This window comes from Clostridium sp. NkU-1, assembly GCA_001312405.1.
Genome location: BBDR01000013.1, coordinates 118,086 through 132,222, shown reverse-complemented (window position 1 = coordinate 132,222; position 14,137 = coordinate 118,086). Strand labels below are relative to the sequence as shown.

Genomic DNA, 14,137 nt, shown 5'->3' with positions numbered 1-14,137 from the left:
TTGAACCTTTTTTTGAGGATATCCCCAGCACGATTTCCAGATACAGTTGGTAATCAGTTTCATTAAACATGGAGCACTTCTCCAGCATAAAGCCTTTCTCCCATTTTCCTGTCACTGACATTGAAAACACAGACATTTCCTGTAGCAAAACATTCATCTGCTATCACTGCATCTGAAGTATGAAGGACCTCATCATTGCAGAGAATTACAACATAGCTTCGTTTTCCGACAGTGATTTTTACAGCCTGGGCTTCGCTTTCTGTCAGTGTTTTATGAAGAGTATGGCTGACTGTCTCCACAAACTTTACTCCAGCCGGTTCTGCTGCAGAAGAACTTCCGCCATTTATGACTGTAATCATACTGGCAAACCCTTCTTTTTTTAAGGACTGCAGTAACTACATCATTTTCTTCCCACTGATTGTAATGTCTTGAGGTCATTCCCCTGTTACTTTCAAGTATGGCATCCTTTGTCAAAAAATTCAGAAATGCACTGGTCTCTTTTCCCCGGAAAGTCACCAGATTTGCTTCTGTGAAAGCCTCTCCCTCCGGCGCAAAATGGAAATACTGCCTGTATTCATGCTCTCCTTCTCCATAAAACTGATCATTGATCAGATAAATATCCGGTTTAATCCAGATAATACGCCGATTCACAAAGATACCCTTTTTCATATATCCCAGATGGCCGCCCTGCACAAATTCTGCAATTTCTCCGGCCCTGTATGTTCTGTTTACAGGCAGAGAAAGCCTATTCGTATACCAGGAATCTCCAAATGCAGTAAAGGATTCCCCGTCTACGGTTGTGGTATTATGGCCTGAATTACCCTTTAAAGTAAAACGAAGGGGAACGTTCATATAGGTCGCTCTGCCGCCATCCACCAGTACATCTTCTCCATTCATAACCAGATCCACATGCATTTTATCCCCATGACAATGACCTGTACTCATTGCGCCGCATGTAAAATGAAGAAGATTGGAATTCCTTTTCCAGCTTTCCCTTAAATAATAATTTCCGCTATCCTCCAGATATGCTGACATAAAATCCGGCGCTTTTGCAGGAAGAAGGGCATACTCCGCACAGGCACTGGTTCCGAAATCCCAGGCGCCTTCATAATCCATAAGCTCAAAGCCGCTCCATTTCAGGACAGGATCCTGGAATAACCAGGCTCCCATGGTGATTTTATCCCGTAAATCTGTGTCATCAGAATCCCCATGAGTGAATTGATGACTGTCCGGCTTTTTCCAGATAACATTTGCCAGTGCCATGAGATGAACCGTTTCCTCCAAATCCGGCTTAAGTGGTATCCCATTGGCTCTTGCAAGGAAAATTACACAGCACAGGCAGTGATATACTTCATTGTGATACATAGGGGATTGCTCCCACTGGCTGCCGTCTTTGTAAATCTGCACCTTAATTGACTTATAAATCCGCTCCAGGGCAATGGAAGCCCACTCCTTTGTTTCATCGTTCTGGGGAAGCCCCATTGCAATCTCAAAAAGTCCGCTGTTCTCCAGAATACACCAGTTGCTCTGCAGCCTTTCATCTCCGCCCTTTTCCACCAGTCTTCTGGCATGAAGCCGCAGTGATCCTGCAAATTGATCTAAAAAGTCCTCTGTTATTAAGCTGCTGTCCTTAAAACAGCGGATCGCTTTTGTCCATGTCTCTCCCCGAAGCCCTGTCTCCAACAGGCGCCACGGTCCCATCTCCGTCTTCTCCTCCAGCAGAACTCGGTCCATCCAGTCATTAATCAGCCGCAGAAAGCAGGTTACATACTTTTCATCTCCAGTCATCTGCCAGGCCTGCCCCAGGCAAATGAAAAATCTGTGCCTGTTGAACTGCCAGACAAATTCCGGATCGCTGGAAGGCATATAGCTCCAGTCAATTTCTCCGGAAAATACCACAGGCTCATAGGTCCGCTCCATATCCCAGTTTAAGTCAAACAAAAATGTATTTTCACATACTTCATTTGCAATCCGTAAAATATGCCCTGCATCTTCATTCCAATGCTCTTTGCAATAACAGGCTGAATTCTCCGGATCAGGTACAAAATAACAGGCATCCGGTCTGTCAAAATATTGTTCTATTGTCATTTCCAATTCCCCATCAATACCAGTATGGCTCCCAATCAGTTGAAAGCCGCGTCAATGCCTCCATATAAAAGTAGTCGCCCCAAAGAACGCACTCATCAACTCCGTGGTTTGGACATGTGTTATAGGGAGAACTCTTTGCATAGGTTCCATGTAACAAAAGGCCGTTGGATACAGCCGGATCAGTCACCGCGCACTCCGTTACCAGTGCATACAGAAGCCTTTTTGCCATACCTTTATAATATTCTGCTTTTTCCTTTGAAAGATATTTGCTCATCTCAAGCATACCGCAGGCTGCAATTGCAGCTGCAGAAGAATCCCTTGGTTCATTGCTTCCGTCACTAAAATCAAAATCCCAGTAAGGAACCATATCCTTAGGCAAATGCTCCAGAAAATAATCCGTTACTTTGCAGAAAATATCGGCATATTCCTCATTTCTAAGAAATTTATAAGCAAGTGCAGATCCGTAAATTCCCCATGCCTGACCTCTTGCCCAGGCAGAACCATCCCGGTAACCCTGATGAGTAACGCCCTTTTTAGGTTCTCCGGTTTCTATATCAAAGAAAAATGTGTGATAGGTGGAATGATCTTCTCTAACAATATTTTTCATTGCAGTCTTAATATGCGCTTCTGCCTTTTTTTATGAAGTTTTCCTCTCCTGTGACCTCACCTGCCCAGAAAAGCAGAGGCATATTGAGCAGACAGTCTATAATCATACGGTAATTCTTCTCATCCTCCAGCTTTCCCCATGCCTGAAAAAAACTGGCCCTTTTCATGAAATCTCGTCATCAGATTATTCGCTGCCATAATAGCGGCTTCCTTACCGGTGATATTTCCCGTAAGTTTGTATGCAGCTACACAGGAGGGACAGTATAAAAATCCCATGTCATGGTGATCCACACCTTCTTTTTCTTTGATCCTTCTATAAAAATCCTTTACTTCAATTTCAGCTGTATTTCTTAATGCCCTATCCCCTGTTTTCTCATAAGCCAGCCATACTTCACCAGTCCAGAACCCAGGTGTCCATTCGTAGTTGGTTCCCTTCTGATAGAAATTATTTACACTGGCCTCCTGAGGAAATTGTTCCGTAAACTGATCTGTCGCTTTTTTTAATCAGCTCTGCTGCCTTATCATAGGCAGTCCCTAACATTCCATCATCAATTTCCTTGTGCTGTAATAGTTCTTCCCTTGTTTGCATATGCCTTACTCCCTTTATACTTGCTGATATAGATTGATCCGCCGCAAAAGCTATTCCTTCACAGCTCCGATCATAACTCCCTTTGTAAAGTATTTCTGTAAAAATGGATATACGAACAGAATCGGAACAGTCGCCACCATGATTGTGGCATACTTAATGCTCTGCGCAATGGCCTCCGCATCAGCTCCCGCGCCTCCGTTCATCGCCTGTAAATCATTGGATATAAGGATTTCTCTTAAGATAACCTGAAGGGGATATAATTCCCGGTCTCTTAAAATCGCAGAAGCCCAGAACCATGCATTCCATATGGAAACGCCATAATACAGAACCATAACTGCCATAATTGATTTGGACAGGGGCAAAATAATTTTAAACAGAATGGTAATATGTCCAGCCCCGTCAATTCTGGCCGCTTCTGTTAAGCTTTCAGGAATGGATTCAAAGGATGTTCTTAAAATAATCATATTATAAGTACTGATCATAAAAGGAATGATGAGTCCCCATCTGCTGTTAATCAAATGCAGATCTTTCAGATTCAGATAAAACGGAATCATACCGCCTGAGAAAAACATGGTAAAGAGCACCAGCAGCATCAAAGGCTTTTTAAACATAACTCCCTTTCTGGAAAAGAAATAAGCTGCAAGTGAAGTCATTACCAAATCCAGGGCAACACCGACCACCAGAATAAACAGCGTATTTACATAGCCTTTCAAAATCATAGGGTTTTCAAATACCTTCAGATATGCCTGAAGATTAAATCCCAAAGGCTTTAATAAGAATCCTGAATGTGCCATAAGCTGGCTGCTGTCGCTGAATGAAGCCATAGCCACAAACCACATAGGATATAAACAGATCAATGCAATGATGGCCAAAACAATATAATTAACTACATGAAATATTCTTTCTCCCCGGGAAACTTTAACTTTCATCTCTCTCCTCCTTTACCACAAGCTGTTTTCTGTTGTTTTTTTTAGATATTTTATTAGTAACATACAACAGAACACAGTTGATCACAGAATTAAACAGACCAATAGCAGTTGAATAACTCCAATCCTGCTCAATCAGACCAGCACGGTATACATAAGAAGAAATAATATCTGCAGTTTCATAGGTAGACGGATTATATAGGAGAATCGTCTTTTCATATCCCATACTCATCAGGGAACCCATTCTTAAAATCAGCATGATGATGATAGTCGGTGCAATTCCAGGTAACGTTACATGAAGCAGCTGTTTCCACTTACCTGCACCATCAATAGAGGCTGCTTCATATAGCTGGCTGTCAACACCAGATAATGCAGAAAGATAGATAATGGATCCCCAGCCTATCTCCTGCCATATACTGGAGGCTGTATAGATTGTACGGAAGTTCGCAGGATTCTGAAGAAGAGGATTCCGCGTTCCCCCAAATAATGCGATAATATCATTAAAAAGACCGGTTGTCAGACAAAAGTCCTTAATCATACCACAGGCAACTACCAGGGAAATAAAATGAGGCAGATAGGTAATTGTCTGAGAAACCTTCTTAAATTTTCCATTTTTCACTTCATTCAGCAAAAGGGCCAGAATAATAGGAGCGGGAAACCCAAATATAATACTATAAATACTTAATAACAGAGTGTTTTTCAAAAGCCTTCCAAAATAAGGACTTGTAAAAAAATCTGGTGAAATTTTCAAACCCCACCCATTCACTGCCAAGCACTCCTTTGGCAGGCGTAAAATCTTTAAATGCAATCATTGCACCATACATAGGTTTATACATAAAAACAGCATAAAAAAATAATGACAGGAAGCACCAGCAGATATAAAGTCCAGTTTCTCTGTAAATCTTTCCTGATTCTATAGCTTAACGAATTTCCCTTCATTCCTTCCATCCCTTCCTTTCATCTGAATACTTGATCTGAAAACCTTGATCTTAAAACAGCCGGGGACTGACTATGCAATCGCCCCGGCCGTAGCTGCTATTCGGTTATGCCCGGTGAAGCGGGGCACGCTGTGAGCAAGTAGCGAAGCGGATTGCGAATATCCGCTTGAATTGGAAATCAACCAGAATTATCTAGCTTCATAACGCTCTAAAGCTGCGTTCTCAATTTCAAGTGCACGATCCAGTTTCATATCCTTTAATGTCTGGATATATTTATCCCATTTATCAAAGCTTTCTGTTCCAAAGATAAATTTAAGGGCCATTTCATCTACATAAGTATTAAGTTCATTGGTAATAGTTGCCAGCTCCTTAGACTCCTCCTGTGTTGGAGTGATATTTGGAACCGTATGTTTGCCTGCATTTGGAACTTCCCAGACACTTGGACAATCCTTAACAGTAGGAAGCTGTAAATACTGCTCAAGATAGTTAAGATCCTGTACAAATGGTCCATTATAATTAGCACGAATGTATTTTGACAAAGACTGTGCCAGAGGCCAGCCGTCCGGATTATTCATGATCAAATCAGTATAAGCAGCTTTTCCATCCTTCATCTCATAAGAAACACCTTCCGTGCCATAATTAAACAAGTTATGCCCTGCCTCAGAATAACCGTAATCCAATAATCTGGCTGCCAGTTCTACATTTTTACAGCTGGAGGTGATGGCTGCTCCCACATCAGGGAACTTATTTTCCATATAGCCATATTCAGGGGCAGCACCCTTTTCTAAAGTTGGAGTTGGAGTCGGAACCAGCAAGTAGTCAGGATTGTTCTTCTGTGCACTTGTCATAAACACCTGCATACGGCTTGCTGCCCAGCCTACAGAAGCACCTGATTTATCACTGGTCATCTTTGCAGTTACCTGATCACTGTTAAGAGTTGCAACATCCTTATCAATCAGTCCTTCCTGATACCACTGGTTCATGGTCATCAGATAATCCTTATATCCAGCCTGTGCAGGTGCAAAAGCAACCTTGCCCTCACTATCTAATATAAACCATGTACCGTTTGCAGCTCCTACTTCATAGGCAAATGCAATTGGATTGGACTGCTTGAAATTGGTCCAGTCAAAGCAAATAGGAGCCTCAGCACCCTTCTTTTCCTTAAATGCAGTCAGTACAGTATGCCACTCATCAACCGTTGCAGGAACTTCAAGCCCCAGCTCATCCAGCCAATCCTTACGGATAAAACCACCGACTGTATAGCGCAGCCTGTCTTCACCGCGGATGAATGGGAATGCAAAGTAATGGCCTTCATCTGTCTTGATCATCTTATCTACATCAGGATTTTCAGCCAGATATTTTTTGAGATTTGGACAATACTGATCAAAAACGTCATTTAATGGAATGATGACTCCATCCTTAATTGCTTTTTCCGGACCGCCTGGATACATTTTTACCCATTGCCACTCCATAATATCAGGGAGATTTCCATCGGCAACGATTAAATTAAACTGTTCCTTTGCCTGGTCCGTACCTGCGGAGGGATGCTGGAATTTAATTGTAACACCGGTCTGCTCCTGTAAAGCTTTTCCTAATTCAGTTTCGCCTAAATTAGTATAGTTAGCTGATACGTTAGGATTTAGCTGAAGCCAATAGGTAAGCTCTCCTCCCTTAGCCAAAGGATAAGATACTTCTCCCCCTGCTTCTGTATCAGAACCGGCTTCTGCTGTTTTAGTTGTTTCTTTTGTGTCTCCGCCTGCAGTTGGATTTCCCCCTGTTTTACTTCCACAGCCTGCCAGCAGAGAGGTGACAGTAACCATTGCTGTTAAAATAGCAATCGGCTTTTTAAAACTTTTCTTCATGAACCTTCCTCCTTATTTTTGTGCATCTTGCACTCATTTCTCTATATTGTATACAGTTTTATATGCATTTTATATATTCAAATATTAAAAAAAGATTGACAAAATCGAATGATTCCGTCAACCTTTCTTGACTAAAACTAAAATTCATTTACAATTTATCGAATCCCTACCGCCCGCTTTTTAATTGCCCAGGCGTTGCTCCTGTAAATTTCTTAAAGGTTCTGATAAATGTGGAGCTGTCCCGAAAGCCTACTCTCTCAGCTACCTCGACCACATTAATTCCCTCTGCCAAAAGTTTCTCCGCTTCATCGATCCGCTTCTGATTGATGACCTTTAGGAGGCTTTCCCCTGTGTGTTTTTTTATAAATGGAGGAAAGATAAGCAGGGGTCATATGAAAATGCAGTCCTGTCTGAGAAATATTTAAGTCAGGGTCACTGAAATTCTCCTGAATATACTTCTGTATCTTTTCACACAATTGTTGGTTTTGTCCGTATTCTCTGGAATTATCAGAGGATTTACACAATTTCTCAACTGCTTCTTTAAAGGTTTCCTTGATTTTCTCAAGAGGCATTTTCACGGAAATACCCTTTAATCCTAACTCTTCATCAGAAACTTCCTCTACCTCCTGTGCTCCTTTCATAATTGTTCCCATTAAGTCATACAGAAGCATTTTAACATAGCCAGAGACGCCTTGTTTTCCAGATAATTGACATCCAGAATTTTGTTAATATAGGAAGAAGCCAATGTGCTATTACGGTCCTTGATTGCTGCAATGATCCGCAGTTCCTGATCTGTTGGATAATCGTATTTTTTATGGGAACTGTTTTTAATATCCCGATAGCTGATATATTCAGGATCCAGAACAGCCACAAATTCCTCTGCTTCCCTTGCTTCCATATAAGATAAATGGATTCCCTCCAGTCCCTTATGAGCTTCTCCTGCCAATACAACGGTCATAAATCCAAAATTCTCATAAATATATTTCTGCATTGCATCTATGATTTCTTCTAACCTTTCATCATATTCTGCAGCAGTATCAGGAATGTTGACAATCATTGCAGCGGTATCGCCCAGCTCCACCTTTTCCTGACGAAAGCTGCCTGCAATTCCTTCGCCAAACACATTTCCAACAATAAACTTTCTCAAACTGTTTATTTGTATGTATTCTTCCTGGTTTTCCTCCCGGGGGAAGGGGCCTTTACGGTAAAAAGCAGTACAAGGTTGCTTTCCTCCCGGAACTTCTTGACAATTGCTTCCCGATCCGGTGTATCTTTACTCTGTTCATAGGCGTTTACCATCAAATCCATTAAATAATACTGTTTTACCACTTCCTGGCTTCTGCTCACCATCTGTTTAAAATCCGACCGTTCTGCCAGCAGTGAAATGGTCTTTTCCTCCAGATACAAATATTCATTGTCAACAAATACCTCCTGACCATCATCGTGCTTTCGGAACACCTCCATTAAAACCTTCAGGGGATTGTAGTTGATTTTCATCATCTTGGAGGAAGCCCAGAAGCCGGTAAACAGACAGATAAATATGCCAATAACGAAAATATTCTGCATTTTTCCTGCTGAGCCTGTTATCATTCTCTCAGGCATCAACAGAACATATTTCCAGTTAAACACATCGGAAAATACCGTGCGTATAATATATTTTTGCCCATTCCACGTTATTTTCTGATCCCCATCCGGATTCAGCTGGTCATATCGGATTCCAATGCTTGAATAATCTTCAGACCGGTTCATAATCTGATTTTCCTCGTTTATGATCAGCCAATCTAAACCTGACTCCCAGGAAGCCATTTCAATACTGCTGTTTAAGGCATCCATATCCAGCCAGATTCCGACCATAGCGGTGGATTCTCCAAAATCCCCTTTTAAGTTATTCATTGTCAAAAGAAGGGTGGGTCTTCCCTGAGTCCATTTGGTATTCATTTGGATGGTATCACGAAAATGATATTCAGACAGATGTTTTTTCAGGATTTCAGATGATTTTGTATCTTCCTCTCCAAAACAATAAAGATCACTGTACATGGAAAAGTCCATGTTTCCTAAAGAAGAAACCACTTTGTCACAGTTCTTAAAATAAACCATGATATCTTTGCAGTAATCACCGCTTTTATTGATCGTTACCTTAAGATCCATAATTTCATTCTGAGTCGTATAAAGCTGGTAAAAAGCTTCAGGCCGAAATTCCTCCTTCACCACAGACAACTGCTGCACATTCTTGTTAAGAGCCAATTGTGTCAAAATATTCTCATAGTATCCCAGCTCTCTGTCACAGGTGTTTTTCACTGTCTGAATCAAACTTTGGTTAGAGGCATCCGCCTGTTCCTTTGCAATATAATAAGCATAAAAATAAAACAAAATTCCCATGATAATTGGGATTAAAAAAATGAAACCGTAAGATAAATACAGTTTTCGATAAGCCTTACCCTTATTTTTCATACCTTTTTCTTCCTTTAATTGTATCTTCTTATGGTATATTTTAACATAAATCTATACGAAATACAGATGTTTTGGTCATTTTTTTCCTGTGTCATCAGGTCAAGTTCCGCAAGAAACCAAGTCACCATATCTTAACTATATGACAAATCATCTTTTCATAATTGAAAGCAAATGATGAAAGTGGCTCACGCTCGTCCCCGGAGCCGCATATGATATAACAATAGAAATGGCAAAGGAGTTTCTTATATGTGCTGCCCAGGCAATTTTACCCCCTACCGCGATGTAAACTGTAAGGACCTGGCCATCTTCTTTGAAGCCACCAGGGAATTAAGGGGTGCAACCTACAAGCCCTACCTGGTAGCCACTCAGGAAGCCAGGGGAATCAACTTCCACTTTATCTGCAATTCCTTCCTTATGACCCGCCCCCCGCAAAATGCCATAACCATGGTCTCCATTTTCAAACCCTTTTGCAAAGAAGGGGAAAAAGAGGAAGCAAGGGCGATTGTAACGAATATATGCAAAATGGGCTGCTATAAATGTTAGTGAAGGCCCGTAGAAAATATCAGGATATTATATCCCCTTTACCTCGCTGCCAAACAGAAAGGTAAGGTGATTTTATGAGATATATAAGACCATATTTGAAAAATTGCAAAGACACAAGCTGTAAAGCCAAAACCAAGATCGGAGATTGGATGTTATCCTGCCCCGATTTTCTTTCATTGAAGACCATGCTGGCACAAATGAGCGGCCTGCCTGATCATTATCTAAACGGTATTCTTTATTAATATCGTTTTGATCTGATCAAAGCAGGCCGCTTCTATGCTGCTTAAAATCCTAAAACGCCAGCCGGTACACATCAATCATCTCTGGTTTCCCCAAGGACCGGATTCCGGGCAAGGTTCTGGTTCCGTAAAAGGAGCATTTATCCGCCAGAACTTCTAAATCCGTTTCCTTTATCCCCGCATTCAATTCTCTTAAGCTGACAGGCATTCCAAGGCCCTTAAAAAAATTCTTCCAGTCTGCTGATCCCATTAAGAGCTGTTTTTAAAGGTTCTTCAAAGTTCATTTCCACATTCATTACCCGGACAGCCAGCTGGGCAAACCTCATGGGATCGGTTTCGCATACGTACCTGGCCCAGGAACAGAACAGGGCAGACAATCCGGCGCCATGAGCAATAGCCGGATACATCCCGGACAGCTCGTGCTCCAGTTGGTGAACCTGCATCATAAACTCCCTTCCCAGACCGGTAAGCTCATTATGGGAAAGGCTGCCTGCCCACATAAGAGTGGCCCGGGCCTCATAATCCTCTGGATTTTTGTCCGCCACAGCTCCCGCTTCCATAACAGAGGTCAAAAGACCTTCTGCGATCCGGTCGGTCAAAGGCGTGTCCTTTGTGGTCCCTCCCAGATACCGTTCCAGGGTGTGCATCATAATGTCCACGGTTCCGCATCCGGTCTGAAATTTGTTAACAGAAAAAGTCAGCTCCGGATTGCAGATAGCAAACAAAGGACGATGAGTCTGGCTGTTGAACCCTCGCTTCAAGTCCCCCTCTTCCTTTGTGATAACGCAGGATAAGCTTGTCTCACTTCCCGAAGCGGACAGGGTAAGAATGTTGCCGTGGGGAAGGGCTTTTACAGGAACCTCTTCCTTTAAAAAGAATTTCCACGGATCGACTTCCGGATTTGGTGTTCCGTCAGCAATGCACTTGGCCGAATCAATGACACTTCCGCCTCCAACTGCCAGGATAAACTCCACATTTTCCCTTCTGCATAGTTCCATGCCTTCTTTTGCCAGGGATAAAACCGGATTTGGCTGTACTCCGCCAAAAAGAACATACTCTATTCCATGCTCTCTTAAGGATTCTTCCACCAGTCCAAGCAGGCCGCTTTTCTTTACGCTGCCGCCTCCATAATGGATCATGATCTTACGGAATCCATATTCAGAAATGATGGCTCCTGCCTTTTTATGGGCATCACGGCCGAATATCACCCTTGTAGGTACACAATACTCGAAATTATTCATTCTCAGCCTCACTTTCCGCTGCGGTCTAAGTCCTCATTTTCCGCATCATTTATATTCTCAATAGGGATTATACCACGAACAATTATTTTTTCCAATATCGATTCTCTCCCCTGTTTCCCTTCATATTTTTTTAATGTCTTTGCATATCTTATATAGGAAAGCCCTAGTAATCTGCTTTCCTTTTTCATATGTAAGAAGTTCGACCCACCTGGCGGCTCATCGAACGGCTGATCTGCTGCATTCAGACCGGGCCTGGCTTGCCTTTATTTAGTAAATCATGCCATGGAATGACAAGGAGAACGCTTATGAACCTATTAAAAAAAGATATCAAACTTTCCAATGTATCCCGACACCATATCATTATTTACATAGAAGTCATCATTCTGACATTTCTTCTGATCTCCTTGTTTTTTATATCCCCAGGCGGAAAGCTCTCATTTCCTGTTGTAAATCAGGGCAAAGACGCCAGTCCCTCAGAAGCAAAAAAAATTCATTAAATGGGTGGATTTTGATGTGACCTCAAAGGCCATGCAGGAGGCCTTCCGTTATGATGTCAACACCTGTCAGTCTGAGCCTCATTTAAACTGGGTGGATTTACTTGCTTATCTAGGCGCCAAGTATGGAGGGGATTTTTCCAGATATTCCACCAAAGACTTAGATGGACTTGCGGAACAGCTTCTTGCCGGCAAAACTATGGAAGAACTGACTGCAAAAATGAACTATTATTCCTATTACAGAGAAGCCTATGGAGCTGTTTTAGATGGCCTTGTAGGCCAGTATGAGATTCAGATTCCCTCTCAGAATGCTCCCCTTTACGCCACTCCTGCCCTCCTTCCTGACGGCAGCCAGGATCCGGATAAGGTTTGGGTAAAGAAGTATGGGCTGAAAGGCTTTTCCCCCATTGCCAAGAACTTTCCCTATAATGATTTTGATGATTTTGGAGTCGCGCGCTCTTATGGCTACAGACGGCAGCATTTAGGGCATGATATGATGGGGCAGGTAGGAACTCCCGTAATTGCAGTGGAAAGCGGCTATGTGGAGGCCATCGGCTGGAACCAGTACGGGGGATGGCGTTTGGGAATCCGCAGCTTTGATGGAAAACGGTATTATTATTACGCCCATTTAAGAAAGAATTACCCTTATCACAAATCCTTAAGCAAGGGAAGCATTGTTACAGCAGGAGATGTGATCGGTTATCTGGCCGTACCGGATACAGCCGGAATGAAAATACCAATAATATTAATGAACCCCATCTCCACTTTGGACTTCAGCTCATTTTTGATGAGTCTCAGAAGGAAGGGAACAACGAGATCTGGGTCAGCTGCTACGAGCTGACTAAATTCCTTACCATGAACCGTTCCGAGACTCTTAAAAACCAGGAGACAAAGGAGTATAACCGGATTTATGATATGAGAGATCCTGGAATCCCTGAAAATTTCATTCCGCCAGAACCTCCCAAGGAAGAAAATTAACCCATAAAAATTACAAGGGCTGTTGCGGCAAGTGCAACAGCCCCTTTGCATACATTCGAGGAGATGTGTGTGAATCCTTTTATTTTGCTTTTGGCTGCTGCTGGGTAATGCAGTGGATATTTCCGCCCCCAAATGCAACCTCTTCGGTACGTACTCCAACTACTTTGCGGTCCGGGTACATTTCCTGGATCTGCTGTAAGGCCAGCGCATCGTTTTCATCGCCATACTGGGGAACGATCACGCCTCCGTTTACGACCAGGAAATTCATATAGGAAGCGATGGAAACCTCGCCGTCCTCTCTTGGAAGAGTTCCTTCTACCATATCAATGGCTTCTGCGCCATGAAGCAGAACCGGCTTCTTAGTCAGGCAAAGCTTATGTACCTTTAATTTACGGCCCTTTGCGTCTACTGCTTCGGATAATGTTTTATAAGCTGCCTGAGCTTCTTTATAGAAAGGATTCTCTTCATCCTCAGTCCAGATACAGGCAACCTCTCCTGGTTTTACATACTGGGCAACATCGTCAACATGTCCATTGGTTTCGTTGGGATCAATGCCATCCTTAATCCAGATAACCTTCTGGCAGTTTAAGTATTCATCAAACATTCCTTCAATATCCTCTTTTGTCATATGAGGATTTCTTCCCTCACTTAACAGGCACATTTCTGTTGTAATAATGGTTCCTTCTCCATCTACATGGAAAGAACCGCCTTCCAGAACAAAGCCTTCGGTACGATAGGAATCAATTCCTTCTATTTCACATACCTTATGGGCCACAAGATCATCCTGATCCCATGGGAAGTAAAGTCCGTCTACCAGGCCGCCCCATGCATTAAAGGTCCAGTCGCAGCCTCTGATGCCGCCTTTATCATTGATAACAAAGGTAGGTCCGCAGTCACGGATCCAGGAGTCATTGCTTGTCATTTCAACCACCCGGATTTCAGCTGGAAGATGAGCGCGGCAGTTCTGAAATTGTGCCGGGGATACGCAAACGGTAACCGGCTCAAACGAAAGGATGGCTTTCGCAACCTCAGTGAATACAGCCTGTGCAGGCTTTGCGCCGTTTCTCCAGTTGTCCGGTCTTTCTGGCCATAGCATCCAAATCTGTTCCTGCTCTTCAAACTCTGCAGGCATGCGGTATCCATCCTGCTTTGGAGTTGTGTTCTCAATTCTCTTTGCCATAA

At 42.6% G+C, this 14,137-nt stretch carries 15 protein-coding genes and 2 pseudogenes; 2 read left to right on the top strand and 15 right to left on the bottom strand.

The genetic code is table 11. From position 1 onward, the window contains the following. Nucleotides 1-270 precede the first annotated feature (270 nt). The 12 genes and pseudogenes from JCM10519_RS18240 to JCM10519_RS18205 form a co-directional block, all read right to left on the bottom strand. Nucleotides 271-2,088, bottom strand: a complete 1,818-nt coding sequence (locus tag JCM10519_RS18240) for a heparinase II/III family protein (protein ID WP_054740945.1) — start codon at nucleotides 2,086-2,088, stop codon at nucleotides 271-273. 13 nt (nucleotides 2,089-2,101) lie between these two features. Next, a complete protein-coding gene (locus tag JCM10519_RS31540) occupies nucleotides 2,102-2,695 on the bottom strand; it encodes a hypothetical protein (RefSeq protein WP_347844674.1) in 594 nt (197 codons plus the stop codon). 7 nt (nucleotides 2,696-2,702) lie between these two features. After that, the gene (locus tag JCM10519_RS31535; RefSeq protein ID WP_347844673.1) at nucleotides 2,703-2,861 is read right to left on the bottom strand and encodes a hypothetical protein; all 159 of its coding nucleotides are present in this window, start codon (nucleotides 2,859-2,861) and stop codon (nucleotides 2,703-2,705) included. Continuing rightward, nucleotides 2,815-3,135 (bottom strand): annotated as a pseudogene (locus JCM10519_RS31530) (glucoronyl hydrolase); the annotation flags it as partial. The pseudogene JCM10519_RS31530 and the gene JCM10519_RS31535, both read right to left, overlap by 47 nt. Nucleotides 3,136-3,139: 4 nt before the next feature. Beyond that, on the bottom strand, nucleotides 3,140-3,283 hold the full coding sequence (locus tag JCM10519_RS31525; RefSeq protein ID WP_347844672.1) for a hypothetical protein: 144 nt from the start codon (nucleotides 3,281-3,283) through the stop codon (nucleotides 3,140-3,142). Nucleotides 3,284-3,333: 50 nt separating this feature from the next. Then, a complete protein-coding gene (locus JCM10519_RS18230) occupies nucleotides 3,334-4,212 on the bottom strand; it encodes an ABC transporter permease subunit (RefSeq protein WP_054740943.1) in 879 nt (292 codons plus the stop codon). After that, on the bottom strand, nucleotides 4,202-4,912 hold the full coding sequence (locus tag JCM10519_RS18225) for an ABC transporter permease subunit (protein ID WP_347844671.1): 711 nt from the start codon (nucleotides 4,910-4,912) through the stop codon (nucleotides 4,202-4,204). The genes JCM10519_RS18230 and JCM10519_RS18225 overlap by 11 nt, the downstream gene beginning before the upstream one ends. A gap of 423 nt (nucleotides 4,913-5,335) precedes the next feature. Beyond that, nucleotides 5,336-7,009 (bottom strand): extracellular solute-binding protein, encoded by a 1,674-nt coding sequence (locus tag JCM10519_RS18220; RefSeq protein WP_054740941.1) that lies wholly within the window; start codon nucleotides 7,007-7,009, stop codon nucleotides 5,336-5,338. Between the two features lie 166 nt (nucleotides 7,010-7,175). After that, nucleotides 7,176-7,322, bottom strand: a complete 147-nt coding sequence (locus JCM10519_RS31520) for a helix-turn-helix domain-containing protein (protein WP_347844678.1) — start codon at nucleotides 7,320-7,322, stop codon at nucleotides 7,176-7,178. After that, a complete protein-coding gene (locus tag JCM10519_RS18215; RefSeq protein ID WP_347844670.1) occupies nucleotides 7,315-7,650 on the bottom strand; it encodes a hypothetical protein in 336 nt (111 codons plus the stop codon). The genes JCM10519_RS31520 and JCM10519_RS18215 overlap by 8 nt, the downstream gene beginning before the upstream one ends. 11 nt (nucleotides 7,651-7,661) lie before the next feature. Beyond that, nucleotides 7,662-8,156, bottom strand: a complete 495-nt coding sequence (locus tag JCM10519_RS18210; protein ID WP_054740936.1) for a hypothetical protein — start codon at nucleotides 8,154-8,156, stop codon at nucleotides 7,662-7,664. A 5-nt stretch (nucleotides 8,157-8,161) separates the two neighbouring features. After that, nucleotides 8,162-9,460 carry a hypothetical protein gene (locus tag JCM10519_RS18205; RefSeq protein ID WP_054740935.1) on the bottom strand — a complete coding sequence of 433 codons (1,299 nt, stop codon included), beginning with the start codon at nucleotides 9,458-9,460 and terminating at the stop codon, nucleotides 8,162-8,164. A gap of 246 nt (nucleotides 9,461-9,706) precedes the next feature. Between JCM10519_RS18205 and JCM10519_RS18200 the strand changes: the two genes are divergently transcribed. Next, entirely contained in the window at nucleotides 9,707-10,003 is a 297-nt protein-coding gene (locus JCM10519_RS18200) for a hypothetical protein (RefSeq protein WP_054740933.1), read from the top strand. 291 nt (nucleotides 10,004-10,294) lie between these two features. Here JCM10519_RS18200 and JCM10519_RS18195 read toward each other — a convergent pair. Together JCM10519_RS18195 and JCM10519_RS18190 are read right to left on the bottom strand one after the other, a co-directional pair. Beyond that, a pseudogene (locus JCM10519_RS18195) lies at nucleotides 10,295-11,483 on the bottom strand (iron-containing alcohol dehydrogenase). A gap of 8 nt (nucleotides 11,484-11,491) precedes the next feature. After that, nucleotides 11,492-11,671, bottom strand: coding sequence for a hypothetical protein (locus JCM10519_RS18190; RefSeq protein ID WP_054740931.1), 180 nt, complete (start codon nucleotides 11,669-11,671; stop codon nucleotides 11,492-11,494). A gap of 325 nt (nucleotides 11,672-11,996) precedes the next feature. On the opposite strand from JCM10519_RS18190, the gene JCM10519_RS18185 reads away from it, so the two are divergent. Then, the gene (locus JCM10519_RS18185; protein ID WP_347844669.1) at nucleotides 11,997-12,818 is read left to right on the top strand and encodes a M23 family metallopeptidase; all 822 of its coding nucleotides are present in this window, start codon (nucleotides 11,997-11,999) and stop codon (nucleotides 12,816-12,818) included. A gap of 216 nt (nucleotides 12,819-13,034) precedes the next feature. Here the strand turns inward: JCM10519_RS18185 and aguA are convergent, their stop codons facing one another. Next, nucleotides 13,035-14,135 (bottom strand): agmatine deiminase, encoded by a 1,101-nt coding sequence (gene aguA, locus JCM10519_RS18180; protein ID WP_054740925.1) that lies wholly within the window; start codon nucleotides 14,133-14,135, stop codon nucleotides 13,035-13,037. Nucleotides 14,136-14,137: the final 2 nt, after the last annotated feature.

Bases quoted from the DNA above. Each gene is read 5' to 3' on its own strand.
- JCM10519_RS18190 (WP_054740931.1), bottom strand. From the start codon at position 11,671: ATGAAAAAGGAAAGCAGATTACTAGGGCTTTCCTATATAAGATATGCA.
- JCM10519_RS31535 (WP_347844673.1), bottom strand. From the start codon at position 2,861: ATGAAAAGGGCCAGTTTTTTTCAGGCATGGGGAAAGCTGGAGGATGAG.
- JCM10519_RS18205 (WP_054740935.1), bottom strand. From the start codon at position 9,460: ATGAAAAATAAGGGTAAGGCTTATCGAAAACTGTATTTATCTTACGGT.
- JCM10519_RS18215 (WP_347844670.1), bottom strand. From the start codon at position 7,650: ATGAAAGGAGCACAGGAGGTAGAGGAAGTTTCTGATGAAGAGTTAGGA.
- JCM10519_RS18220 (WP_054740941.1), bottom strand. From the start codon at position 7,009: ATGAAGAAAAGTTTTAAAAAGCCGATTGCTATTTTAACAGCAATGGTT.
- JCM10519_RS18200 (WP_054740933.1), top strand. From the start codon at position 9,707: ATGTGCTGCCCAGGCAATTTTACCCCCTACCGCGATGTAAACTGTAAG.
- JCM10519_RS18240 (WP_054740945.1), bottom strand. From the start codon at position 2,088: ATGACAATAGAACAATATTTTGACAGACCGGATGCCTGTTATTTTGTA.
- JCM10519_RS31540 (WP_347844674.1), bottom strand. From the start codon at position 2,695: ATGAAAAATATTGTTAGAGAAGATCATTCCACCTATCACACATTTTTC.
- aguA (WP_054740925.1), bottom strand. From the start codon at position 14,135: ATGGCAAAGAGAATTGAGAACACAACTCCAAAGCAGGATGGATACCGC.
- JCM10519_RS31525 (WP_347844672.1), bottom strand. From the start codon at position 3,283: ATGCAAACAAGGGAAGAACTATTACAGCACAAGGAAATTGATGATGGA.
- JCM10519_RS18230 (WP_054740943.1), bottom strand. From the start codon at position 4,212: ATGAAAGTTAAAGTTTCCCGGGGAGAAAGAATATTTCATGTAGTTAAT.